At 71.6% G+C, this 21538-nt stretch carries 26 protein-coding genes and 1 riboswitch; of the genes, 20 read left to right on the top strand and 6 right to left on the bottom strand.

Annotated elements, in window-relative coordinates:
* The 16 genes from ACFUJ1_RS14680 to ACFUJ1_RS14605 form a co-directional block, all read left to right on the top strand.
* Positions 1-512 (top strand): dihydropteroate synthase (locus tag ACFUJ1_RS14680; protein ID WP_378645714.1); only part of this gene is annotated, 512 nt, incomplete at its 5' end.
* Position 513: 1 nt separating this feature from the next.
* Positions 514-888, top strand: coding sequence for a dihydroneopterin aldolase (gene folB / locus ACFUJ1_RS14675; protein ID WP_378645712.1), 375 nt, complete (start codon positions 514-516; stop codon positions 886-888).
* On the top strand, positions 885-1412 hold the full coding sequence (gene folK / locus ACFUJ1_RS14670) for a 2-amino-4-hydroxy-6-hydroxymethyldihydropteridine diphosphokinase (protein ID WP_378645710.1): 528 nt from the start codon (positions 885-887) through the stop codon (positions 1410-1412). Before folB ends, folK begins: the two co-directional genes overlap by 4 nt.
* Before the next feature lie 2 nt (positions 1413-1414).
* Positions 1415-1885, top strand: coding sequence for a DUF3180 domain-containing protein (locus ACFUJ1_RS14665; RefSeq protein WP_378645744.1), 471 nt, complete (start codon positions 1415-1417; stop codon positions 1883-1885).
* Between the two features lie 70 nt (positions 1886-1955).
* Positions 1956-3518, top strand: a complete 1563-nt coding sequence (locus ACFUJ1_RS14660; protein WP_378645708.1) for a DUF6779 domain-containing protein — start codon at positions 1956-1958, stop codon at positions 3516-3518.
* Between the two features lie 137 nt (positions 3519-3655).
* Positions 3656-4585, top strand: a complete 930-nt coding sequence (locus ACFUJ1_RS14655) for a Rossmann-like and DUF2520 domain-containing protein (protein ID WP_378645707.1) — start codon at positions 3656-3658, stop codon at positions 4583-4585.
* Positions 4585-5508 carry a pantoate--beta-alanine ligase gene (panC, locus tag ACFUJ1_RS14650; RefSeq protein WP_378645705.1) on the top strand — a complete coding sequence of 308 codons (924 nt, stop codon included), beginning with the start codon at positions 4585-4587 and terminating at the stop codon, positions 5506-5508. Before ACFUJ1_RS14655 ends, panC begins: the two co-directional genes overlap by 1 nt.
* 17 nt (positions 5509-5525) lie before the next feature.
* Positions 5526-5945: an aspartate 1-decarboxylase gene (panD, locus tag ACFUJ1_RS14645; protein ID WP_233015666.1), complete on the top strand. Its 420-nt coding sequence runs from the start codon at positions 5526-5528 to the stop codon at positions 5943-5945.
* Position 5946: 1 nt separating this feature from the next.
* On the top strand, positions 5947-6741 hold the full coding sequence (locus ACFUJ1_RS14640; protein WP_378645704.1) for a type III pantothenate kinase: 795 nt from the start codon (positions 5947-5949) through the stop codon (positions 6739-6741).
* Between the two features lie 138 nt (positions 6742-6879).
* A complete protein-coding gene (locus tag ACFUJ1_RS14635) occupies positions 6880-7509 on the top strand; it encodes a cysteine dioxygenase (RefSeq protein ID WP_378645702.1) in 630 nt (209 codons plus the stop codon).
* An 8-nt stretch (positions 7510-7517) separates the two neighbouring features.
* Positions 7518-7940, top strand: a complete 423-nt coding sequence (locus tag ACFUJ1_RS14630; protein ID WP_378645743.1) for a rhodanese-like domain-containing protein — start codon at positions 7518-7520, stop codon at positions 7938-7940.
* A gap of 99 nt (positions 7941-8039) precedes the next feature.
* Positions 8040-9506, top strand: a complete 1467-nt coding sequence (lysS, locus tag ACFUJ1_RS14625) for a lysine--tRNA ligase (RefSeq protein WP_378645742.1) — start codon at positions 8040-8042, stop codon at positions 9504-9506.
* A 114-nt stretch (positions 9507-9620) separates the two neighbouring features.
* Positions 9621-9983 (top strand): Lsr2 family protein, encoded by a 363-nt coding sequence (locus ACFUJ1_RS14620; protein WP_233015668.1) that lies wholly within the window; start codon positions 9621-9623, stop codon positions 9981-9983.
* 163 nt (positions 9984-10146) lie between these two features.
* A complete protein-coding gene (locus ACFUJ1_RS14615; protein WP_233015669.1) occupies positions 10147-10770 on the top strand; it encodes an FHA domain-containing protein in 624 nt (207 codons plus the stop codon).
* Positions 10771-10868: 98 nt separating this feature from the next.
* Positions 10869-11378 carry a DUF1772 domain-containing protein gene (locus tag ACFUJ1_RS14610; protein ID WP_378645701.1) on the top strand — a complete coding sequence of 170 codons (510 nt, stop codon included), beginning with the start codon at positions 10869-10871 and terminating at the stop codon, positions 11376-11378.
* A gap of 540 nt (positions 11379-11918) precedes the next feature.
* Entirely contained in the window at positions 11919-14474 is a 2556-nt protein-coding gene (locus ACFUJ1_RS14605) for an ATP-dependent Clp protease ATP-binding subunit (protein ID WP_378645699.1), read from the top strand.
* Positions 14475-14578: 104 nt separating this feature from the next.
* Here ACFUJ1_RS14605 and ACFUJ1_RS14600 read toward each other — a convergent pair whose 3' ends face one another.
* On the bottom strand, positions 14579-15922 hold the full coding sequence (locus ACFUJ1_RS14600) for a sensor histidine kinase (protein WP_378645698.1): 1344 nt from the start codon (positions 15920-15922) through the stop codon (positions 14579-14581).
* A gap of 100 nt (positions 15923-16022) precedes the next feature.
* Here ACFUJ1_RS14600 and ACFUJ1_RS14595 point away from each other — a divergent pair, with 100 nt between their 5' ends.
* Complete coding sequence (locus ACFUJ1_RS14595; RefSeq protein WP_378645696.1) at positions 16023-16472, top strand: SRPBCC domain-containing protein; 450 nt, start codon at positions 16023-16025, stop codon at positions 16470-16472.
* A gap of 15 nt (positions 16473-16487) precedes the next feature.
* On the opposite strand, the gene ACFUJ1_RS14590 is transcribed toward ACFUJ1_RS14595, so the two are convergent.
* The 4 genes from ACFUJ1_RS14590 to mhuD form a co-directional block, all read right to left on the bottom strand.
* The gene (locus ACFUJ1_RS14590) at positions 16488-16931 is read right to left on the bottom strand and encodes a hypothetical protein (RefSeq protein ID WP_378645695.1); all 444 of its coding nucleotides are present in this window, start codon (positions 16929-16931) and stop codon (positions 16488-16490) included.
* A gap of 36 nt (positions 16932-16967) precedes the next feature.
* Complete coding sequence (locus ACFUJ1_RS14585; RefSeq protein ID WP_378645693.1) at positions 16968-17738, bottom strand: CbtA family protein; 771 nt, start codon at positions 17736-17738, stop codon at positions 16968-16970.
* Entirely contained in the window at positions 17729-17926 is a 198-nt protein-coding gene (locus tag ACFUJ1_RS14580) for a CbtB-domain containing protein (protein ID WP_233015676.1), read from the bottom strand. Before ACFUJ1_RS14580 ends, ACFUJ1_RS14585 begins: the two co-directional genes overlap by 10 nt.
* Positions 17927-17955: 29 nt before the next feature.
* Positions 17956-18083: riboswitch (cobalamin riboswitch) on the bottom strand.
* A 36-nt stretch (positions 18084-18119) separates the two neighbouring features.
* Entirely contained in the window at positions 18120-18434 is a 315-nt protein-coding gene (gene mhuD, locus ACFUJ1_RS14575) for a mycobilin-forming heme oxygenase MhuD (RefSeq protein ID WP_233015677.1), read from the bottom strand.
* 41 nt (positions 18435-18475) lie between these two features.
* On the opposite strand from mhuD, the gene ACFUJ1_RS14570 reads away from it, so the two are divergent.
* A complete protein-coding gene (locus tag ACFUJ1_RS14570) occupies positions 18476-19222 on the top strand; it encodes an alpha/beta fold hydrolase (protein WP_378645691.1) in 747 nt (248 codons plus the stop codon).
* A 6-nt stretch (positions 19223-19228) separates the two neighbouring features.
* On the opposite strand, the gene ACFUJ1_RS14565 is transcribed toward ACFUJ1_RS14570, so the two are convergent.
* The gene (locus tag ACFUJ1_RS14565) at positions 19229-20143 is read right to left on the bottom strand and encodes an A/G-specific adenine glycosylase (RefSeq protein WP_378645690.1); all 915 of its coding nucleotides are present in this window, start codon (positions 20141-20143) and stop codon (positions 19229-19231) included.
* A 32-nt stretch (positions 20144-20175) separates the two neighbouring features.
* Here ACFUJ1_RS14565 and ACFUJ1_RS14560 point away from each other — a divergent pair, with 32 nt between their 5' ends.
* Together ACFUJ1_RS14560 and ACFUJ1_RS14555 are read left to right on the top strand one after the other, a co-directional pair.
* Entirely contained in the window at positions 20176-20799 is a 624-nt protein-coding gene (locus ACFUJ1_RS14560) for a carbonic anhydrase (protein ID WP_378645688.1), read from the top strand.
* 109 nt (positions 20800-20908) lie between these two features.
* On the top strand, positions 20909-21532 hold the full coding sequence (locus tag ACFUJ1_RS14555) for a hypothetical protein (RefSeq protein ID WP_378645687.1): 624 nt from the start codon (positions 20909-20911) through the stop codon (positions 21530-21532).
* Positions 21533-21538 lie beyond the last annotated feature (6 nt).

Raw genomic sequence — 21538 nt, 5'->3', positions numbered from 1 at the left:
ACCCGGACATGGTCCGGGTCGTCGCGGCCGCTGAGGTGCCGTGGATCCTCATGCATTGGCGGGGCGGCACCGGTTTCCGGCACACCGGCCCGGCCGACCACTACGACGACGTGGTCGCCGAGGTGCTGGCCGAGCTGACCGGCCAGGTCGAGCTCGCGCTCGCGGCTGGCGTGCGCGCGGACCGGATCGTGCTCGACCCCGGGCTCGGCTTCGCCAAGAACGCCGAGCACAACTGGGCGCTGCTCGCCGCGCTCCCGCGGCTGGTCGGGCAGGGCCTCCCGGTGCTGATCGGCGCCTCGCGCAAGCGTTTCCTCGGCACGCTGCTCGGCTCCGCGGCCGGGCCGCGGCCGCCGGACGGCAGGGAGTCGGCCACCGCGACCATCTCCGCGCTGGCCGCGCAGCACGGCGCCTGGGGCGTCCGGGTGCACGACGTGCGCGGCTCGGCCGATGCCATCGCCGTCGTCGACGCCTGGCGGCGCGCCGCCATGCCCCTCACCCCTGGAGTTCGCTGACGTGGACCGATCCGACCTTTCCCGCATCGAGCTGCGCGGCCTCACCGCCTTCGGCAGGCACGGTGTCTTCGAGCACGAGCGCAGGGACGGCCAGGACTTCGTCGTCGACCTGACGCTCTGGGTCGACTTCACCGCGGCCGCCGCCAGCGATGACCTGGCCGCCACCGTCGACTACGGCGCGCTGGCCGGGCGCGCGGTGGAGATCCTGCGCGGCGAGCCGCGCAACCTGATCGAGACGGTGGTCACCGAGATCGCCGACGACGTCATGACCGACCCGCGGGTGCACGCCGTCGAGGTGGCGCTGCACAAGCCGTCCGCGCCGATCCCGCACACCTTCGCCGACGTCAGGGTGGTCACCAGCAGGGAGCGCGGATGAGCCGCGCGGTGCTGTCGATCGGGGCCAACCTCGGCGACCGGCTCGACCGGCTGCGCGGGGTGGTCGCCGGGCTCGGCCCGCGGGTCACCGCGGTCTCCCCGGTGTACCGGACCGCGCCGTGGGGCGGGGTCGAGCAGCAGGACTTCCTGAACGCCGTGCTGCTCGCCGACGACCCGGCCTACGCGCCCGCCGACTGGCTGCGCCACGGCGCCGCGCTGGAGGACGCCGCGGGCCGGGTGCGCGACGTCCACTGGGGTCCGCGCACGCTCGACGTCGACGTGGTGTGGTGCGGCACCGCCGCCGGGCCGGTGCACAGCGCCGATCCCTGGCTCACGCTGCCGCACCCGCAGGCGCACCGCCGCGCCTTCGTGCTCGCGCCCTGGCTCGACGTCGAACCGGAGGCGGAGCTGACCGCCGCCGGGGTGACCCGGCCGGTGCGCGACTGGCTGGCCGCGCTCGACCCCGCCGAGCGGGACGGCGTGCACCGCACCGGCGACGACCTCGGGGCGGCGGGCGCGCGGTGAAGCTGAAACCGGCCAGAATCTTCGATCTGGTGGTCACCGTGCTGACCGCCGCCATCGCCACCTGGATCATCACCAGGGTGGCCTACGGGCGATTTCCGCCGATCTCGGTGTTCGCGGGCGCGTCGCTGTACCCGGTCGCCGCGATCGAGGTCGCGCTGGCCTTCGTGATCAGACAGCGGGTGCAGGACGACCGGATCGGGGCAGGGCCGCGCAGGCTGCATCCGATCACGGCGGCGCGGGCGGTGGCGCTGGCAAAGGCGTCGATCCAGGTCGGTGCGCTGGTGTCCGGGATCTGGCTCGGGTTCCTGCTGTGGGTCTTCCCGCGCAGCGGGACCCTCGACGCAGCCGCGGCCGACGCCCCGAGCGCGGTGGTCGGGCTCACCGCCGGCCTCTGCCTGCTGGCCGCAGCGCTGTGGCTCGAGTATTGCTGCCGGGCGCCCGACGACCCGACCGACGATGCAGCGACTACTTAGCAAACGTTTTGAATGGAAATAATTCGCACGGCGGTGTTCGGCGCAGGTCAACCCGGCTACCCTTGCGGACATGGTTTCGCCCTCCCGTAGCAGCGCTTCCCGTCGACGGCGGGATGATGCGGGAAAGTTCTTCGTCGGCATCCTGATCCTGCTCGGGCTGGTTGCCAGTATTTTCCTGGTCTTCAGCAACAGCCTGCAGTACGTCCGGGTCGGGCTGGTCGCCGCGCTCTGGGCCGCGGCCATCGGCGCGCTCGCTGCCACGCGTTATCGCCGAGAATCGTCGGCCGACCGGGCCAAGGTTCACGACCTGCAGACCGTCTACGAACTCCAGCTCGAGCGCGAGGTCTCGGCCCGGCGCGAGTACGAGCTCGGCGTCGAATCACGGGTCCGCCACGAGGTCGGCGCGGACGCCGCCGAGCTGGCCGCGCTGCGCGGGGAACTGGCCGTGCTGCGCACCAATCTGCAGCGGCTCTTCGACGGCGATCTGCCGGGGCAACGTCCCGCGCTGCACGCCGACGCCACCCGGGTGCACGAACTCCCCGGTCGGTCCGCAGCCGCGGCGAACGGTAGCTCGTCGAATGCCGAATGGCCGACCCCCGTCTTCGAGCCGGGGCACCCGGCGCCGCCGAGCTTCGCCACCCCCTACGACGAGCCGGTCACCGCCGAGACGGCGACCGTGCCCGAGGAGGACCCGGACCGCGCCCCCGGCTGGTCCGGCGCCTTCACCGAGGCCCCCGCCGACCCGCCGCACGGCTCGACCGTCTGGTCCCCGCCCGCGCAGGGCGCGGAGCAGCCCAAGTGGCCGTGGGAGGTCAAGCAGCCGGGGGAGGGCGCCGACGACGTGCCCGGCCGCCGCGCCCCCGGCCCGGACGACGACGCGGACACCGGCCCGCAGCGCGCGGTGCCGCCGCGGCTGAGCAAGCCGGCGGGCGCCGCCGCGTCCGGAAGCAACGCGGCCGGTGCGCGGCCTTCCGCGAGCAAGCCGGGGTCATCGGCCTTCGGGAGCAAGCCGGGGGCTGCGGCTTCCGCGAGCAGGCAGGGGGCTGCGGCTTCCGCGAGCAGGCCGGGGACTCCGGCCGCCACGGGCAAGCAGGGGACGCCGGCGTCGACGGGCACGGCGGCGGGAGCATGGCCGACCGCGGATAAAGCGGCGGGTTCGCGCGCGACCGCGGACAGGTCGGCGGGTTCGCGCACCACCGCGGACAGGTCGGCGGGTTCGCGGGCCGACGCCGGCGACCCGGTCGGCGCGCAGGCCTCCGCGGGCAAGCCGGACCGGGAGCAGGCGCCCGCGGGGCCGCGGCTCACCTCGGCCCCCGACCCGCTCTCCGGCGCCACCACCGGCCCGGTGGTGAACCCGGCCCGCGCCTCGGTCGGCACCCCGACCTCGGCGGTCTCCGGCTCACCCGCCGCCCCCGATACCCCGGCCCCCGCCACCTACGGCCTGCCGAGCACCCCGCCCGCCGACCCGGCCGACCCCGCCGCGACGCCGGGCCGGGCCGCGGGCGGCGCGATCGGCACCCCGAGCGCGCGCCGCAGGCGCAGGGCCGACACCGAGGAGGACCCGTCCACCCGGCGGCTCTCGGTCGCCGAGATCATGGCCAACCTGCAGTCGGAGCAGAAGCGCGGCAGCTGACCGGGGCTGCGGCGCAGATCACCCCCGCACCCCGTGGCGTCCGCTCGGCGTTGCTCTATATCCTCGTGTCGTACCGTCCGGTACCCGCCATGCGGGACTGGAACGACATCGAGAGGACAGTGTTGACCTCGAAAAGCGTGGATTCTGCTGCCACGCCCGGCTTCGACCCCGCGCCCGCACGCCTGACGGTGGGAATCGTCTCGGCGGGACGCGTCGGTTCGGCTCTCGGCGCGGCGCTCGAGCGCGCCGGACACGTGGTGTTCGGCGTCGCCGCCATCTCCGGCGCCTCCATCCGGCGCGCGGCCACCCGGCTGCCCGACTCCGAGATCCTGCCCGCCGAGCAGGTAGCGGCGCGCAGCGAGCTGCTCCTGCTCGCGGTGCCGGATGCCGAGCTGTCCGGGCTGGTGGCCGGGCTGGCCACGGCGGGCGTGGTCCGGCCGGGCACCATCGTGGTGCACACCTCGGGCGCGAACGGCATCGGCGTCCTCGCCCCGCTCACCGAGCTGGGCGCGCTGCCGCTCGCCGTGCACCCCGCGATGACCTTCACCGGCCACGACGAGGATCTGGCCCGGCTCGGCAACGCCTGCTTCGGGATCACCGCCGCCGATGAGGTCGGCTACGCCATCGCGCAATCGCTGGTCATCGAGATGGGCGGCGAGCCGGTCCGGGTGCCTGAGGAGCACCGGGCGCTCTACCACGCCGCGCTCGCGCACGGCAGCAACCATCTGGTGACCGTGATCCTCGACGCCGTCGACGCACTCCGCGCCGCGCTCGCCGGGCCCGGGCTGCTCGGCCAGCAGGCCGTCGACGAGCAGCCGAACGGGCTGGCCGAGCGGCTGCTCGCCCCGCTCGCCTCGGCCGCGCTGGACAATGCGCTGCGCCGCGGCCAGTCGGCGCTCACCGGCCCGGTCGCCCGCGGCGACACCGGCGCCGTCGCCGCGCACCTGGCCGCGCTGGCGGCGGCCGACCCCCCGATCGCCGACGGCTACCGGGCGCTCTCGCTGCGCACCGCGCAGCGCGCCCGCTCCGCCCCCGCCCTGCTCGACCTCCTGGAAGGACGTCGCTGATGGACCCCAAGCTGCGCGGAACCTTCACGCCCGGCCGGCTCACCGTGCACCACGACCCCGCGGTACTCGGGCAGGTGGCGCGGGCGCTGCGCGCCGTCGGCCGCACCGTCGCGCTGGTGCCGACCATGGGCGCGCTGCACGACGGTCACCTCGAGCTGGTGCGCCGGGCCAAGCGCACCAACCAGGTGGTGATCGTCTCGATCTTCGTCAACCCGCTGCAGTTCGGCGCGAACGAGGACCTGGACCGCTACCCGCGCACCCTGGACGCCGACGTGGAGCTGCTCCGCGGCGAGGGCGTCGAGCTGGTCTTCGCGCCGTCGGCCGCGGAGATGTACCCGGACGGCCCGCGCACCACCGTGCGGCCGGGGCCGGTCGGCGCCGAGCTGGAGGGCGCCAGCCGCCCGACGCACTTCGCGGGCATGCTCACCGTCGTCGCCAAACTGCTGCAGATCGCCAGGCCGAGCGAGGCGTTCTTCGGCGAGAAGGACTACCAGCAGCTCACCCTGATCCGGGAGCTCGTCCGCGACCTGAACTTCGACACCACCGTCGTCGCGGTGCCGACCGTGCGCGAGCCGGACGGCCTCGCGCTCTCCTCCCGCAACCGCTACCTCGACCCGGCCCAGCGCGACGCCGCGCTCGCGCTCTCCGCGGCGCTGGCCGCGGGCAGCCACGCGGGCGGGCTCGGCGCGGCCGCGGTGCTCGACGCGGCGCGCGGCGTGCTCGCCGCCGCGCCCGGCATCGAGCTGCACTACCTGGAGCTGCGCTCCGCCACGCTCGGCCCGGCCCCGGAGACCGGGCGGGCCAGGCTGCTGGTCGCCGCGCAGGTCGGCGCCACCCGCCTCATCGACAACGTCGCCGTCACGCTCGGCGCCCCGATCGACGGCCACCCCACCACCCCCGCGGCCACGGCGTCCGCGCAGTAGAGAGAGGCGACGACGCGATGTTGCGCACCATGATGAAGTCCAAGATCCACCGGGCCACCGTGACCCACGCCGACCTGCACTACGTCGGCTCGGTCACCGTCGACCAGGACCTGCTCGACGCCGCCGACCTGCTCGAGGGCGAGCAGGTCTGCATCGTCGACATCGACAACGGCGCCCGCCTGGAGACCTACGTGATCGCGGGCGAGCGCGGGTCAGGCGTCATCGGCATCAACGGCGCCGCCGCGCACCTCGTGCACCCCGGCGACCTGGTCATCCTCATCGCCTACGGGATGATGGACGAGGCCGAGGTGCGCGCGTACACCCCGCGCGTGGTCTTCGTCGACGACCGGAACCGGGCGCTCGAGCTCGGCTCCGACCCGGCGCACGCGCCGGAGGGCTCCGGGCTGCTCACCCCGCGCACCCTGACGACCGCCTGACATGCTGCTCGCCGTCGACGTCCGCACCACGAGCACCGAGATCGGGCTGTTCTCCGGCAGCGGCGGGCACGCGAGCCTGGTCCGGCAGTGGCGGATGCGCACCGACCCGCTGATGACCGCCGACGAGTTCGCCATGTACCTGCGCGGGCTGGTCGGGGCGCGGCTGGACGAGGTGATCGGGGTGGTCGCGCTGGCGACCGTCCCGCCGGTGCTGCGCGAGCTGCGCACCATGCTGGAGCGGTACTACGAGAACGTCGCGCACGTTGTGGTCGAGCCGGGGGTGCGCACCGGCATCCCGCTGCTGGTGGACAACCCCAAGGAGATCGGCGCGGACCGGATCGTGAACGCGCTCGCCGCCTACCACCGGTACGAGGGCGCGGCCATCGTCGTCGACTTCGGCACCGCCACCACCGTCGACCTGGTCTCGGCCAAGGGCGAGTTCCTCGGCGGGGTGCTCGCGCCCGGCGTCGAGATCGCCAGCGAGGCGCTGATCGAGCGGGCGGCGCTGCGCCGGGTCGAGCTGGCGCGGCCGCGCGGCGTGGTCGGCAAGAACACCGTCGAGGCCATCCAGTCCGGTGCCGTCTTCGGCTTCGCGGGGCTGGTGGACGGGCTGATCGACCGGGTGCGCGACGAGGTCGACGCCTTCGCGGGCAACAACGTCACGGTGGTCGCCACCGGTGCCATCGCGCCGCTCATCGTGCCCGAGTCGGAGACCATCGACCACTACGAACCGCACCTCACGCTGACCGGGCTGCGGCTGGTCTACGAGCGCAATCAACAGCGGAAGCGGGGCTGACGTGGCCGCGCGCACAGCCGCTGGTGCGGCTCCCGCGGCGCTGCTAAGCTGACCGCCGTGATCAATGGCACGCGCCCCCAGGAGTGTTGTCGAGGCTGACCGCCTCGGCCGTTCGAGGCATCGCGACCTCGACCGTTCATGACTTCTGGAGATCCGCTCGTGCGTTCTTCCGTTCTCTCCCTGCCTCGTTCGTACACCGCGGCCCGTGACGCCAGATCCGCGCTGCCGCCGGTCGACCGCTCGACGGCCCCCGCCCTCCCGACCCGGCTGCGCCCGGCCGACCTGCTGCGCCTCACCGACGAGGGCGCCGAGGACGTACTGGCCGGCCGGTACGACCACCTGCTCCCCACCGGCGGGCAGTGGCCCGTCGAGGAGCGCTGGGCCAGCAGGCTCAGCTCCGACGACGAGGTCGACGTCTGGCTGATCAGCTGGACGCCTGGCAAGTCCACCGAGCTGCACGACCACGCGGGCTCGCTCGGCGCGCTCACCGTGCTCAGCGGCGCGCTCGCCGAATACCGCTGGAACGGAAGCGAACTCAGGCACCGCACGCTGGAGGCGGGCGACCAGGGTGCGTTCCCGATCGGCTGGGTGCACGACGTCATGCGGGCACCGGAGGCCCCGGTCGCCGACCCCGCCACCGAACCGACGCTGAGCGTGCACGCGTACTCGCCGCCGCTCACCGCCATGTCCTACTACGAGGTGACCGGCCACGGCACGCTGCGCCGCACCCGTACCGTCCTCACCGATCAGCCCGAAGGTGATATGTGATGGCCACGCTGACCATCGACCAGATGCTGCAGAACGCCCGCGCCCGGCTGCGCAGGCTGCAATCGCACGAGTACCCGGCCGCGCTGGAGCGCGGCGCCGTCCCGGTCGACATCCGCCCGCAGGCCCAGCGGGCACGGGAGGGCGCGCTGCCCGGCGCGCTGGTGATCGAGCGCAACGTCCTGGAGTGGCGGCTCGACCCGAGCAGCTCCGCGCGGATCGCGCTGGCCACCGGTCACGACGTGGAGTGGATCGTCGTCTGCTCCGAGGGGTACACCTCCAGCCTGGCCGCCGCCGCGCTGCAGGAGCTCGGGCTGCGCAACGCCACCGACCTCGAGGGCGGCTACCGCGGGCTGGAGGCGGCGGGGCTGCTGCACGCCGGGATCCGGGTGCCGCACTTCGCCAGGGAGGTCGCCTCCCTGGCGACGCTCTGATTTATCGCCGGTCCCGCGCCCCCGCTAGGGTTGGCGCTTGTGAGCACCGCGAACAGGTCATCGGCAGTGGGGTCCATCGATCCCGACGTACCCGAGCAGATGCGCATTCGCCGCGAGAAGCGGGAGCGGCTGCTCGCGGAGGGGCGTGAGCCCTATCCGGTGATCGTGCCGCGCACGCACACGCTGGCCGAGATCAGGGCCGCCTATCCGGAGCTGGAAGCCGATACCGCGACCGGGCTGCGGGCCGGGGTGGCCGGGCGCATCATTTTCCTGCGCAATACCGGCAAACTCTGCTTCGCGCAGCTGCAGGAGGGCGACGGCACCAAACTGCAGGCGATGATCAGCCTGAACGGGGTCGGCGCGGATTCGCTCGCCGCCTGGAAGGCCGATGTCGATCTCGGTGACTTCGTGTTCGTGCACGGCGAGGTGATCTCCTCGCGCACCGGCGAATTGAGCATCATGGCCGATTCCTGGTCGATGTCGGCGAAGGCGCTGCGGCCGCTTCCGGTGGCGCACAAGGAGCTCGGCGAGGAATCCAGGGTGCGGCAGCGCTACGTGGATCTCGTGGTGCGCCCGGAGGCGCGGCACAATGCCCGCACCCGGGTCGCCGTCGTGCGCGCGCTGCGCTCGGCGCTGGAGCGCCGCGGCTTCCTCGAGGTCGAGACGCCGATGCTGCAGACGCTGCACGGCGGCGCGGCCGCGCGCCCCTTCGTCACCCACTCGAATGCCCTCGACATGGACCTCTACCTGCGCATCGCGCCGGAATTGTTCCTCAAGCGCTGCGTGGTGGGCGGGCTGGAGCAGGTCTTCGAGATCAACCGCAACTTCCGCAACGAGGGCGCCGACTCCACGCATTCGCCGGAGTTCGCCATGCTGGAAACCTACGAGGCCTACGCCACCTACGACGAGTCGGCCCGGATGATCCGGGAATTGGTGCAGGAAGTGGCGCAGGAGGCGCTCGGCACACAGCGGGTGATCCTGGCCGACGGCACCGAATACGACCTCTCCGGCGAGTGGACCACGGTCGAGATGTATCCTTCGCTCTCCGCTGCGCTCGGCACCGAGATCACGCCGGAAACCACGGTGCCGGAATTGATCGGGCACGCCGAGCGGGTCGGGCTGGAAATTCCGCAGGACAAGGGCTACGGCCACGGCAAACTCGTCGAGGAACTGTGGGAACACACCTACGGCGACAAGCTCTATGCCCCGACATTCGTGCGCGACTTCCCGGTGGAGACGTCACCGCTCACCCGGCAGCACCGGACCCGCGCCGGCGTCACCGAGAAGTGGGATCTGTATGTCCGCGGCTTCGAGCTGGCTACCGGATATTCGGAGTTGGTCGATCCGGTGATCCAGCGGGAACGCTTCGTGGATCAGGCGCGGCTGGCCGCTCAGGGCGACGACGAAGCCATGGTTCTGGACGAGGACTTCCTCGCCGCGATGGAACACGGGATGCCGCCGACGACCGGAACGGGGATGGGAATCGATCGCTTGTTGATGGCGCTCACCGGTCTCGGAATCCGGGAAACGATACTCTTCCCAATTGTGCGACCGGTCACCCGCTGAGCCGTTCGTTTGCATGTAGGTTGCCGTCTTGGAATTCTGTGAATTCGAGGTATTCTTGCCTCGGGTATTCGGCCTGGTACCAGGGTCGCACGATTTCGAGAGGACGTTCATCTCATGGCAAAGAAGGTCACTGTAAGCCTGATCGATGATGTCGACGGTGAGTCCACCGCGGACGAGACCATCGAGTTCGCAATCGATGGGGTGTCGTACGAGATCGACCTGTCGACGACGAATGCGGCGAAGCTGCGCGACGGGCTCGAGGAGTGGGTTTCGAGTGCGCGCCGGGTGAGCGGCAGGCGCCGGGTGAAGGCGGCCGCCACGGGCGCAACCGCCGCGCCGAAGAACCGCGTTCCGATCGATCGCGAACAAAGCGCGGCAATTCGTGAGTGGGCGCGCCGGAACGGCCACAAGGTTTCCGCCCGCGGCCGCATCTCGGCCGACATCACGGACGCCTACAACAAGGCCGCCAAGGCCTGAGCGCGTCGGCGACGAGCCGCTGCCAGGGTGAATCGTGCGACACTCCGGCAGCGGCTCGTCGGCGTGCCGGGCCCTTCGCCTTGCTCAGGGGACCTCCGAGGCGGCACCATGAGAGCCGTTGACCGTCATCGGCGGTACGGGGAGAGATGAGGTATCGGGCGCGGTGACCGGAACGGGCGGCTCCTTCCTGCGTTTCACCGACGACACCGGGCGCCAGCACGAGCTGGAGCTCGCACCGGAGAACCAGCGGATCACCATCGGGCGGGCCCCGCAGGCCGACGTGGTGCTGAGCTGGGACGCCGAGGTGTCGCGGCTGCACGCCGCGGTCGAGTACCTCGGCTCGCAGTGGACCATCGTGGACGACGGGCTCTCCCGCAACGGCACCTTCGTCAACGGTGAGCGGCTGGTCGGCAGGCGCAGGCTGATGGCGGGCGACCGGATCCGGATGGGCACCGCGCTGCTCTCCTTCCACGACTTCTCCGGCGCGGTGGACGACGCGACCCGTACCTCCACCGCCGCCATCCCCACGCTGCGCTCGCTCACCGACACCCAGCGCTCCGTCCTGGTGGCGCTGTGCAGGCCCTACAAGAACGGCACCGGGTTCGCCACCCCGGCCTCCAACCAGCAGATCGCCGAGGAGCTCTTCCTCAGCGTCGACGCCATCAAGACCCACCTGCGGGCGCTCTTCGCCAAGTTCGGGGTGGAGGATCTGCCGCAGAACCAGAAGCGGGTGCGGCTGGCCGGGCTCGCCATGCAGAGCGGGCTCATCTCCGATCGGGATCTGTAGACGATCCGGCAGGTGCCCGAGCTTCTGACGTATGGAGTGCGGGCCCGCGCGGCGGTTGACTCGAAGCCGGAAGTTCCACCACCGGCAGGAGAAGTCACATGAACGGCATTCGGATCGCCACCCTGATCGCGGCGGTCGTCGGCACCGGCCTGGTCGCCGGGTTGTTCTACGCGTACGCCATCTCGGTGATGCCCGCGCTGCGCCAGACCGACGACCGCGTAGTGCTCGACGTCATGCAGCGGATCAACGTCGTCATCATCAATCCCTGGTTCCTGATCGCGTTCATCGGGACCATCGGATTCACCGGGCTCGCCGCGCTGCTGCACCTCGGCTCCGAGTACCGCGCGGTGCTGCTCTGGATCGGAATCGGATTGGCGCTCAACGTGTTCGCATTCGCCGTCACGATCGCGCTGAACGTTCCGCTGAACAACTTGCTCGACGCCGCGGGCGATGTGAACTCGATCGCGGATCCGGCCGCGCTGCGCGCCGAATACGAATCCCCGTGGGTGCGTTGGAATGTACTGCGCGCGGTTCTGCACACCGCCGCCTTCACGGTGCTCTGCGGCGCGCTCTTCGTCGCCGGAATTCGGCACGCCCAGCACGGCTGAGCGCGGTATACCGATTGCGGCAGAGACGTTTTCGACTGGAAGGGTGTGCGGAAGCGGCGGCGCGGGCGTTTTTTCGCGCCCGCGCCGTTTCGTACGCGGGTGTATTTTCGGCCGGGCGGGCGGCGGCGGGTGCGGTAATTCCCGCGGTGTGCCCGTCCGGCGGCCGGTTGGCGGAATTTTCTCCTGGCCGCGGGGCCGGCGCTGATCGGGGGGCGCCGGGAACGATCCGGCCCGCCCCGGCGTTACACCGGCGACGGCGAGGGGCTGTCCGGCCCCCGGCCCGGGCCACCCGGCCCAGGACGGCCGCCGTTCGCTCACAGCGGAACGGGGCCGGAAACGATTCCCCGACCCGCGGCGTTGGCAAGGATGACGATCGAGTCACCCGGCCGCAATAAGGTGGACCGGAAGCGACGCGATCCCCCGCCAACTAGAGTGGAGGCGAGGGGCCGCGAGCCCAGGGCTTCATGGCAGGCTGACGTGACACCAGTCCAGCTGGAAGCGTCGATCGCCGGATTGTCGGAGCAGGAGAGTGAGGGAGCGATGTTCGAGAGGTTCACCGACCGCGCGAGGCGCGTCGTGGTCCTGGCCCAAGAAGAGGCCAGGATGCTCAACCACAACTACATCGGCACCGAGCACATCCTGCTTGGGTTGATCCACGAGGGCGAGGGCGTCGCCGCCAAGTCGCTGGAATCCCTCGGCATCTCGCTCGAGGGTGTGCGCAGCCAGGTGGAGGAGATCATCGGCCAGGGCCAGCAGGCCCCGTCCGGGCACATCCCGTTCACCCCGCGCGCCAAGAAGGTGCTGGAGCTGAGCCTGCGCGAGGCGCTGCAGCTCGGCCACAACTACATCGGCACCGAGCACATCCTGCTCGGGCTCATCCGCGAGGGCGAGGGCGTCGCCGCCCAGGTCCTTGTCAAGCTGGGCGCCGACCTCAACCGGGTGCGTCAGCAGGTCATCCAGCTGCTCTCCGGGTACCAGGGTGGCAAGGAGGCCGTCGAGTCCGGTACTCGCGGCGAGACCGGCACCCCGTCCACCTCGCTGGTGCTCGACCAGTTCGGCCGCAACCTGACCCAGGCCGCCCTCGAGGGCAAGCTGGATCCGGTGATCGGCCGGGCCAAGGAGATCGAGCGGGTCATGCAGGTGCTGAGCCGCCGCACCAAGAACAACCCGGTGCTGATCGGCGAGCCCGGCGTCGGCAAGACCGCCGTCGTCGAGGGGCTGGCCCAGGCCATCGTCAACGGCGAGGTGCCGGAGACGCTCAAGGACAAGCAGCTGTACACCCTCGACCTGGGCTCCCTGGTCGCGGGCAGCCGCTACCGCGGTGATTTCGAGGAGCGCCTGAAGAAGGTGCTCAAGGAGATCAACACCCGCGGCGACATCATCCTGTTCATCGACGAGCTGCACACGCTGGTCGGTGCGGGCGCGGCCGAGGGCGCCATCGACGCGGCCTCGATCCTGAAGCCGAAGCTCGCTCGTGGTGAACTCCAGACGATCGGCGCCACCACCCTCGACGAGTACCGCAAGTACATCGAGAAGGACGCCGCCCTGGAGCGCCGGTTCCAGCCGGTCCAGGTGGGCGAGCCGACCGTCGAGCACACCATCAACATCCTCAAGGGGCTGCGCGACCGGTACGAGGCGCACCACCGCGTCTCGATCACCGATGGCGCCCTCGTCGCCGCCGCCACCCTGGCCGACCGGTACATCAACGACCGGTTCCTCCCGGACAAGGCGATCGACCTGATCGACGAGGCGGGCGCGCGGATGCGCATCCGCCGGATGACCGCGCCGCCGGATCTCCGCGAGTTCGACGACAAGATCGCCGACGCCCGCAGGGAGAAGGAGTCCGCGATCGACGCGCAGGACTTCGAGAAGGCCGCGCGGCTGCGCGACAAGGAGAAGCAGCTCGTCGCCAAGCGCGCCGAGCGGGAGAAGCAGTGGCGCTCCGGTGACCTGGACGTCGTCGCCGAGGTCGACGATGAGCAGATCGCCGAGGTGCTGGCCAACTGGACCGGTATCCCCGTCTTCAAGCTCACCGAGGAGGAGACCACCCGGCTGCTCCGCATGGAGGACGAGCTGCACCGGCGGATCATCGGCCAGGAGGACGCGGTCAAGGCGGTCTCCAAGGCGATCCGCCGCACCCGTGCCGGGCTGAAGGATCCCAAGCGCCCCTCGGGCTCGTTCATCTTCGCCGGCCCGTCCGGCGTCGGTAAGACCGAGCTCTCCAAGGCGCTGGCGAACTTCCTCTTCGGCGACGACGACGCGCTCATCCAGATCGACATGGGCGAGTTCCACGACCGCTTCACCGCCTCGCGGCTCTTCGGTGCCCCTCCCGGGTACGTGGGCTACGAGGAGGGCGGGCAGCTCACCGAGAAGGTGCGCCGCAAGCCGTTCTCGGTGGTGCTGTTCGACGAGATCGAGAAGGCGCACCAGGAGATCTACAACACCCTCCTGCAGGTGCTCGAGGACGGCCGCCTGACCGATGGCCAGGGCCGCACGGTCGACTTCAAGAACACCGTGCTGATCTTCACCTCGAACCTCGGCACCTCGGACATCTCCAAGGCGGTCGGGCTCGGCTTCGCGCAGTCGAACAACGCGGGCTCGAACTACGAGCGGATGAAGCTCAAGGTCAACGACGAGCTGAAGAAGCACTTCCGCCCGGAGTTCCTGAACCGCATCGACGACGTGATCGTCTTCCACCAGCTCACCAGCGAGCAGATCGTCGAGATGGTGGACCTGATGATCAACCGGGTCGCGACCCAGCTGCGGAACAAGGACATGGAGATCGAGCTGGCCCCGCAGGCCAAGAGCCTGCTGGCCAAGCGCGGGTTCGACCCGGTGCTCGGTGCCCGTCCGCTGCGCCGCACGATCCAGCGCGAGATCGAGGACCAGCTGTCCGAGAAGATCCTCTTCGGGGAGATCGGTGCGGGGCAGACGGTCGTCGTCGACGTCGAGGGTTGGGATGGTGAGGGGTCCGGTGAGGATGCCAAGTTCACCTTCTCCCCCAAGGCGAAGTTGACCAAGTCCGGCGACGAGAAGCCGGAGGTTGTTCTCACCGGTGCCGGTGAGGGTGCTTCCGCCGAGGTCTCGGGCGAGTAGTCGTTAGCTCGGGAAAGGCCCGCTCCCCTCCGGGGAAGCGGGCCTTTCCCGTTGCAAACGGAATATCAACAACGCGGGGGTTCGGGGGCGGAGCCCCCGAGTAATCAAGTTTCTTTTTTCTCCAGGCCGGGAACGGCGGCCAAGCGGGTCTGGGCGGGGAGGCGCGCCGCGACGCGGAAGCCCCCGCTGGGCCGCGGCCCCGCGGTGAGAGCACCGCCCAGTTCATGCGCCCGCTCCCGCATACCGATGATCCCGTCCCCGCCGCGCGGCCCCGGGGTCCGCGGGGGCGGGGCGACGGGCCGGGTGTTGTCGACGGTGATGTCGACCGAATCGACGGCATACCGAAGCGTCACCGTCGCCTCGGCCCCCGGCGCGTGCCGCTGCACGTTGCGCAGCGACTCCACGACGATCCCGGCCCCGACCGCATCGATGGCCGCGGGCAGCGGCGCGGCGGTGCCGATCACCCGATACGTCACCGCGACCCCGGACGAACGAGCCCGCTGCATGATCCCGTCCAGATCGTCGAGGCTCGGCGCATCCGGCTTCGGCGCGGGTTTCGGGACCGCGGGAACCTCCGCGGACTCCCGTCGAGGTTCCTTCTGCGGCCGAACCAGGAACCCGGCGGTCCGCCCGAGCAGCCCCTCGTCCCGCACGGGATGATCGTCACCCGCCGCCGGCTCCTCCGCCCGCACCCCGGTCCGCCGCAGACTGCTCAGCAACTCCTGCGCGTCCTCCAGCGCGGCCCTGCTCGCCGTCTTCACGGCGGCCAGCGCCACCACCACCTGCTGCGGCTTGCGATCGGCCAGCTCCAGCGCGAGACCGGACTGCTTGTTGATGGCCGACAGACTGTGCACGACCACCCCGTGCAGCTCCTCGGCGAGCGCGAGCCGCTCGGCGGCGCTCTCCCGCTCGCGCCGCGCGATCCCCTCCCACGGCTCGGCCTCCTCCAGCCGCTGCGCGTACCGCACCAGCTCGGCGCGCTGGCGCAGCAGCTCGGCGGTGCCTGCCAGCGCGACCGCCCAGCCGAGCGCGCCGAGCGCCTGCCAGCCGTCGGTCTCCCTGCCGAGCAGCGCGGGCAGCGGCCAGACCATGCACAGGTAGGCCACCGGTAGCGCCGGGTAGGTGTAGCGCGGCGGCGCGACGGCGGCCGCGGTCAGGAAGGCGGCGGCGGGCGCGGCCAGCGCGGGCAGGTAGTTGTGCCCGAGCAACGGGTAGGCGATCGCCACCGCGAACACCACGTACAGCACCGGTAACGGGTGGTATCGGCGCAGGACAAGCGCGACCGGACCGGCGATGAGCAGCGCGGTTCCGAGCGCGTCCAGCGGGTCGGTGGCGACCTGTCGCAGGTCGAGCGCGAAGCCGAGCACGAGCTGCAGCACCGCGACCCCGCCCGCGAGCCCCCAATCCCACACCACCGAACCGCGATTCGTGTTACCTGGCGCTCTCACCCCGCCAGACTATGCGCCGCGGCCACCCGGCGCGGCAGGAGTACACACCCCCGCCGCGTACTCCGGGCACACCGCCGGTGACCACGGGTATGGTCTCGGGATGGTCGATCAGTCGATTCGTCTTCCGGATCTGTCCGCCCGGCCGCACGAGCTCGCGGTGGAGCGGGTCATGTCCGCCTCCGCCGGACTGCTCTTCGCGGCGTGGACCAGGGGCTTCGACCTGTGGCTTGCAGAACCAGATTCGCTGCTGCTTGCCGGTGCGGTGAATACCCCGTTCTTCTTCGAGACCGAGAACGGTGGCGTCCGGCACCCGCACTACGGCCGTTTCCTGCGGCTGGAGAACGAGCGGCTGGTGGAGCTGACCTGGGTGAGCGCGGATACCCGCGGCGCCGAGACGGTGGTCTCGGTGCAGTTCGTCCGGCAGCCGCGCGGCATCCGGCTGCGGCTGCGGCACTCCGGCTTCGCCGATCCGGCCGCGCGGGACGCGCACCGGGATGCCTGGCCCGCGGTGCTGGAGCAACTCGACAAACGGCTGAGCGTGGTCGGGTAGGGGCGCGCCGCCTGCTCAGGCGAACCAGCGCCGCGCGGCCGGGGTGTACATGGCGGGCACCGCGACCAGCACCGCGAGCACGTGCAGCGCGCGCACCCCGGCGAGCAGCAGGCCGTGCGGGCCGAGCGCGGCGAACGGGTCGGTGAGCGAGTCCGCGGAGAGCAGCCTGGCCGCCGGTTCGACCACCAGCGACGCCAGCCCGGCGATCCCGATGCCGACGGTGAGCAGCGCCCGCGCCCAGCGGTCACCGTGCACCATGCGCAGCACCACCGCGAGGACCAGCAGGTAGAGCGCACCGCGCCAGAGCAGCGGGGCGGCCCCGGTGTCGTCGACCCGGGCCAGCCCCTCCAGGACGCCCGCGCCGAGCGCGGTGAGGAATCCGGCGCAGGCCACCCGGACCGGGCGCGGCGCCGCCGGACCGGTGGCGGGCAGGGAAAGCGAACGGGCAGTGTCGGCCATGACGCCGACACTGCCCGCTCCGATGCGAACCGCGGATCACGCCGCGGTAGCGACCTCTTCCCGTACCGGGGTACGGGGTCCGGCCGCGAACTCGGTGAGCGCCGCGAAGAGCAACCCGAGCGCGACCCACAGCGTGCCGGAGACCGCGAGTGACGAGACCCGGAACTCCCACAGCAGGCTGGCCGGGAAATCCGCGCCGACCTCGTTGACGCCGGGGAGCAGCACGTAGCCGATGGTCACGACGACGACGAAGGCCGCAACCCCGCCGATCAGCCGCACGGACCGCAGCTGCCCGGCCAGCAACCGGTAGCCGTAGGCCGCCGCGGCGACCGCGACCAGCCCGAGCAGCACCGCAGCCACCCAGAGCCAGGTGCGGTCGTCGATGGTCTCCGGGTCGCCGACCGCGGGCGGATTCGCCGGGTATTTGAAGAACGGGACGAGCACGACGGCCAGCCAGCCTGCCAGCGCGACCGCGAGGCCGAAGAGCGGCCCGCTGCCGAACCGCCGCAGCAGGTGCACCGCCGCGCCGACGAGCACGCCGAACGCCGCACCGGCGAGGCCGAGCGCGAGGAACTGCCCGAACTTCTGCCCGTCCCGGCTGACCAGCGCCTCTTCCTCGTCGTGCGAGTGCCCGGCCGGTTCGTCGGTGTGCGGATGGTCCTGCGCGGCCGCCTCCTCGATGGCGATGGCCGCGTCGACCTTGGGCTCACCGACGAAGTAGCCGACCGTGGCCGCGAGCAGCCCCGCGAGCACCCCGGCGAGCAGCCCCCGCAGCAGCAGGGTCCGCAGGGATTCGGTCAGTGGCACGGAAGCCCCAGCAGGTGCCGTCCGTCGTGCATCAGCTCGTGCAGGTACATCCCGGAGCGGGAGACGGCACCCTGGTCGAAGCCGACCAGGTAGAGCGTGAGCAGGGCGAGCAGGACGACGCCGACCGTGACCAGAATGGTGGCGAGTGATTCCGATACCCGGGATGCGGGCGAGTGCGCGATGGCCATGCGAGTCCTCCTGGGGTGTACGCGACCCCGTCGTGTCGACGCGACGGTGCCGGTGTCTGGCTCTGAACAGTGGCGCGACCGCTCCGGAGTCTCACCGGATTACCGCAACACCCTCGCTGCTTCCACGGAAACTGTGACATCGCAAAACCCCCCTCGTCAACAGATGTGACGAGGGGTGATCGGAACCGGTGGGTCAGCCCTGCGGCTTGCCCGCCACGTCGAGCACGACCTCGAACTCGAGCAGCGAGGCGCCGGTCGCCACCGGCTTGCGCGCCTCGCCCGCGTGCGCCTCCCGCGCCGGGCCGTCCCGCCAGGCCGCGAACGACTCCTCGGACTCCCACTGCGTCACCACGAAGTACCGGTTCTCCCCGGCGGTGGGGCGGAGCAGCTGGAAACCGAGGAACCCGGGGGAGTTCTCCACCGCGTGCGCCCGGTGCGCGAAGCGCTTCTCCAGCTCGGCGCCGGCGCCCTCGGGAATCTCGATCGCATTGATCTTCACAACAGCCATGGCTCCAACGTAGCGGCTCGTGCCGCCTACGCTCGGTCCCCATGCGCTACGACGAAGGCGGCACGGGGGTGCCCATCCTGTTGCTGCACGGGCTGATGGGCAGCGCGCGAACCTGGAGCGATCAGCTGGGGTGGCTGCGCGAGTTCGGCCACGTGTACACCTTCGACGCCGCGGGGCACGGGCGCCCGGCCCCGGCCGAGCTCGGCACCGAGGCCTTCGTCGCGGATCTGGCCGCGGCCACCGGGGCGATCGCGGAGCCGATGGTGCTGGTCGGGCACTCGATGGGGGCCCTGCACGGCTGGGTCTTCGCGGCGACCTACCCGGAGCGGGTGCGGGCGCTGGTGGTGGAGGACATCGCGCCGGATTTCCGCGGGCGCACCGCCGCCGGGTGGGCGGCCATGGTCGAGGGCTGGCCGCAGCCCTTCCCGGACGAGGCGGCGGTGCTCGGCTACTTCGGCGATGTCGCCGGGCGGTATTTCCTGCGTGCGTTCCGGCGGGACGGCGACGGCTATCGACTGCACGGGGCCGTGTCGACATTCCGGGATATCTCCGAGGAGTGGGGGAGCCGCGATTTCTGGGCGCAGTGGGAGTCGCTGCGCATCCCCGCCCTGCTGATCGAGGGCGAATTCACCATCACGCCGCCCGGACAGATGCGGCGCATGGCCGAGCGGGCCGATACCCGCTACGTGCGGGTCGAGGGCGCCGGGCACCTGGTGCACGACGAGCAACCCCGGCGCTACCGCGAAGAAGTGGAGTCGTTCCTGCGCGACGTGCTCGCGCGCGAATAGCCGCGGCTACCGGCTGCCCTCGCCCGCAAGGGCGAACAACCCCCCGTCGGTCTGCTCGATCAGCCCGTCCACCAGCAGCGAATCCAGCGCGCGGGCGCGCTGCCCCGGATCCCGCGGCCAGGCCAGGTCCAACCGCAGCCGCTCGACCGGCCCGTCGGCGGCGCGCAGGACGTCGAGCAGTCGCCCGCGCGCCTGCCGGTCGGTGCCCTCGTACTTCTGCGTCTTCCGCACCACCTCGGCCGCCGGACGCCCGGCGGCGACCCACGCGCAGCGCGGCAGCGGGCACGCGTCGCAGGCGGGGGAGCGGGCCGTGCACACCGTGGCCCCCAGCTCCATGAGCGCCGCCGAGAAGACGGCCGCCCGCTGCACCCGGGCCGGCAGTAGCGCCTCGGTCTCCGGCAGGTCGCGCGGCGACGGGTTGCCCGCGTCACCGAGCCCGTGCACCGCGCGCGCCACCACCCGGCGCACGTTGGTGTCGACCACCGGCACCCGCTGCCCGTAGGCGAAGCAGGCCACCGCGCGCGCCGTGTACGCGCCGATGCCGGGCAGCGCGAGCAGCAGCTCGACGTCGTCGGGCACCTCGTCCCTGTACCGCGCGGCCAGCACCGTCGCGCACTCGTGCAGCCGCAGCGCCCGGCGCGGATACCCGAGCTTGCCCCAGGCCCGCAGCACCTCCGCCTGCGAAGCGGCCGCCATGGCGGACGGCACCGGCCAGCGGGCCACCCACTCCCGCCAGATCGGCTCCACCCGCACCACCGGCGTCTGCTGCAGCATGATCTCGCTCATCAGGATCTGCCACGCCGTCACCCCCGGCCTGCGCCACGGCAGGTCCCGCGCGGTGGCGGTGTACCAGTCGATCAGCACGCCGGTGTCGATCGCGCCGTACTCCGGCAGCGTGCGCGCGGCAGCGCCCTTCCTCACGGTTTCCCACCTCGTCCTGCACAATGGTCGCTATGCCTGGTTCCAACCCGATCAGCTCGTGGAAGTCCCTGCGCGAGGGTAACGACCGCTTCGTCAACGGCACGCTGCAGCATCCCGGCCAGGGAATCGCCGACCGTGCCAAGCTCGTCGGCGGGCAGCATCCGACCGCGATCCTGTTCGGCTGCGGCGATTCTCGCGTCGCCGCCGAGTTGATCTTCGATCGGGGTCTCGGCGACATGTTCGTGGTGCGCACCGCGGGCCACGTGGTTGACGGTTCGGTGCTCGGCTCCATCGAGTACGGCGTCGCGGTGCTGAACGTCCCGCTCATCGTGGTGCTCGGCCACGACAGCTGCGGTGCGGTGAAGGCCACCATCGATACGCTGGACGGCGGCGCCGTTCCCGGCGGCTTCATCCGCGACGTCGTCGAGCGCGTCGCGCCGTCGATCCTGGCCGGCAGGCGCGAGGGGCTCTCCACCGTCGACGAGCTGGAGGCGCGGCACGTGGTGGAGACCGGCAACCTGATCACCGAGCGCTCCGCGATCGTGGCCGAGCGGGTCAGGGCGGGCACGCTCGCCATCGCCTGCGTGAACTACAAGCTCGCCGAGGGCAAGGCCTGGCTGCACCACGTGATCGGGGACATCGGCGAAGCCGTCTGAACACGCTTCCGGACATCCGCCCAGGTAGACGTTGTCCCTGGCGGCCGGGGGCGGCCGACACGCCGAGGCCCTCGGCCCGCGATCCAGGCGCTGCGCTTACCGTTGAGGCGTGCTGGAACCCACTGGACCGCTGCCTCCCGAGATCTACTGGCGACGTCGTGTTTTCGCCATCGGCATTCTGGTCCTCGCGCTCGCGCTGGTGATCTGGCTGGTGGTGATGGTCGCCAGGGGTGGCACCTCGCCCGGCGGCGCCGCCGCGACCAGCACGACGACGGAGTCGAATCAGCCCGCTGGCGGCCCGGGTGCGAGCGCGGCGAGCAGCTCGGCCGAGTCGGATGTGGCGCCCTGCTCGGACCAGTCGCTCGCGGTGAAGGTGAGCGTCGGCCAGCCGACCTACCGCAAGGGTGAGCAGCCGGTGTTCGGCATCGTCATCACGAACATCTCCGCGGCGCCGTGCAGCAGGGACATGGGCTCCGGCATGCAGCAGATCTCGGTGCAGACGCTGGACGGCACGCGCAGGCTGTGGAACAGCGTGGACTGCTACCCCGACGGCCAGCCCGACATCAGGACGCTGGAGCGCGGCCAGCAGGCCGCTTTCACGGTGACCTGGTCCGGCTCGACCTCGCAGCCGAGCTGCGCGGGCGAGCGGGTGCCGGTGCCGGCGGGCGCCTACGCCGTGCTCGCGCAACTCGGCGGGGTCCGCAGCACCGCCGAGCCGTTCAACATCGGCTGAGCGGCG

Source organism: Nocardia sp. NPDC057227 (genome assembly GCF_042669725.1).
Lineage (GTDB): Bacteria > Actinomycetota > Actinomycetes > Mycobacteriales > Mycobacteriaceae > Nocardia > Nocardia asteroides_A.
Note: the sequence above shows the minus strand (reverse complement) of the source record. Positions and strands in the feature narration are given on the sequence as shown.

What these genes read in the sequence shown, in the direction of transcription:
- folK (WP_378645710.1), top strand. Translation starts at nt 885, where the DNA reads ATGAGCCGCGCGGTGCTGTCGATCGGGGCCAACCTCGGCGACCGGCTC.
- ACFUJ1_RS14610 (WP_378645701.1), top strand. Translation starts at nt 10,869, where the DNA reads ATGAACGGCATTCGGATCGCCACCCTGATCGCGGCGGTCGTCGGCACC.
- ACFUJ1_RS14620 (WP_233015668.1), top strand. Translation starts at nt 9,621, where the DNA reads ATGGCAAAGAAGGTCACTGTAAGCCTGATCGATGATGTCGACGGTGAG.
- ACFUJ1_RS14595 (WP_378645696.1), top strand. Translation starts at nt 16,023, where the DNA reads ATGGTCGATCAGTCGATTCGTCTTCCGGATCTGTCCGCCCGGCCGCAC.
- panC (WP_378645705.1), top strand. Translation starts at nt 4,585, where the DNA reads ATGGACCCCAAGCTGCGCGGAACCTTCACGCCCGGCCGGCTCACCGTG.
- panD (WP_233015666.1), top strand. Translation starts at nt 5,526, where the DNA reads ATGTTGCGCACCATGATGAAGTCCAAGATCCACCGGGCCACCGTGACC.
- ACFUJ1_RS14580 (WP_233015676.1), bottom strand. Translation starts at nt 17,926, where the DNA reads ATGGCCATCGCGCACTCGCCCGCATCCCGGGTATCGGAATCACTCGCC.
- ACFUJ1_RS14660 (WP_378645708.1), top strand. Translation starts at nt 1,956, where the DNA reads ATGGTTTCGCCCTCCCGTAGCAGCGCTTCCCGTCGACGGCGGGATGAT.
- ACFUJ1_RS14635 (WP_378645702.1), top strand. Translation starts at nt 6,880, where the DNA reads ATGACTTCTGGAGATCCGCTCGTGCGTTCTTCCGTTCTCTCCCTGCCT.
- lysS (WP_378645742.1), top strand. Translation starts at nt 8,040, where the DNA reads ATGCGCATTCGCCGCGAGAAGCGGGAGCGGCTGCTCGCGGAGGGGCGT.
- mhuD (WP_233015677.1), bottom strand. Translation starts at nt 18,434, where the DNA reads ATGGCTGTTGTGAAGATCAATGCGATCGAGATTCCCGAGGGCGCCGGC.
- ACFUJ1_RS14590 (WP_378645695.1), bottom strand. Translation starts at nt 16,931, where the DNA reads ATGGCCGACACTGCCCGTTCGCTTTCCCTGCCCGCCACCGGTCCGGCG.
- ACFUJ1_RS14640 (WP_378645704.1), top strand. Translation starts at nt 5,947, where the DNA reads ATGCTGCTCGCCGTCGACGTCCGCACCACGAGCACCGAGATCGGGCTG.
- ACFUJ1_RS14605 (WP_378645699.1), top strand. Translation starts at nt 11,919, where the DNA reads ATGTTCGAGAGGTTCACCGACCGCGCGAGGCGCGTCGTGGTCCTGGCC.
- ACFUJ1_RS14570 (WP_378645691.1), top strand. Translation starts at nt 18,476, where the DNA reads ATGCGCTACGACGAAGGCGGCACGGGGGTGCCCATCCTGTTGCTGCAC.
- ACFUJ1_RS14560 (WP_378645688.1), top strand. Translation starts at nt 20,176, where the DNA reads ATGCCTGGTTCCAACCCGATCAGCTCGTGGAAGTCCCTGCGCGAGGGT.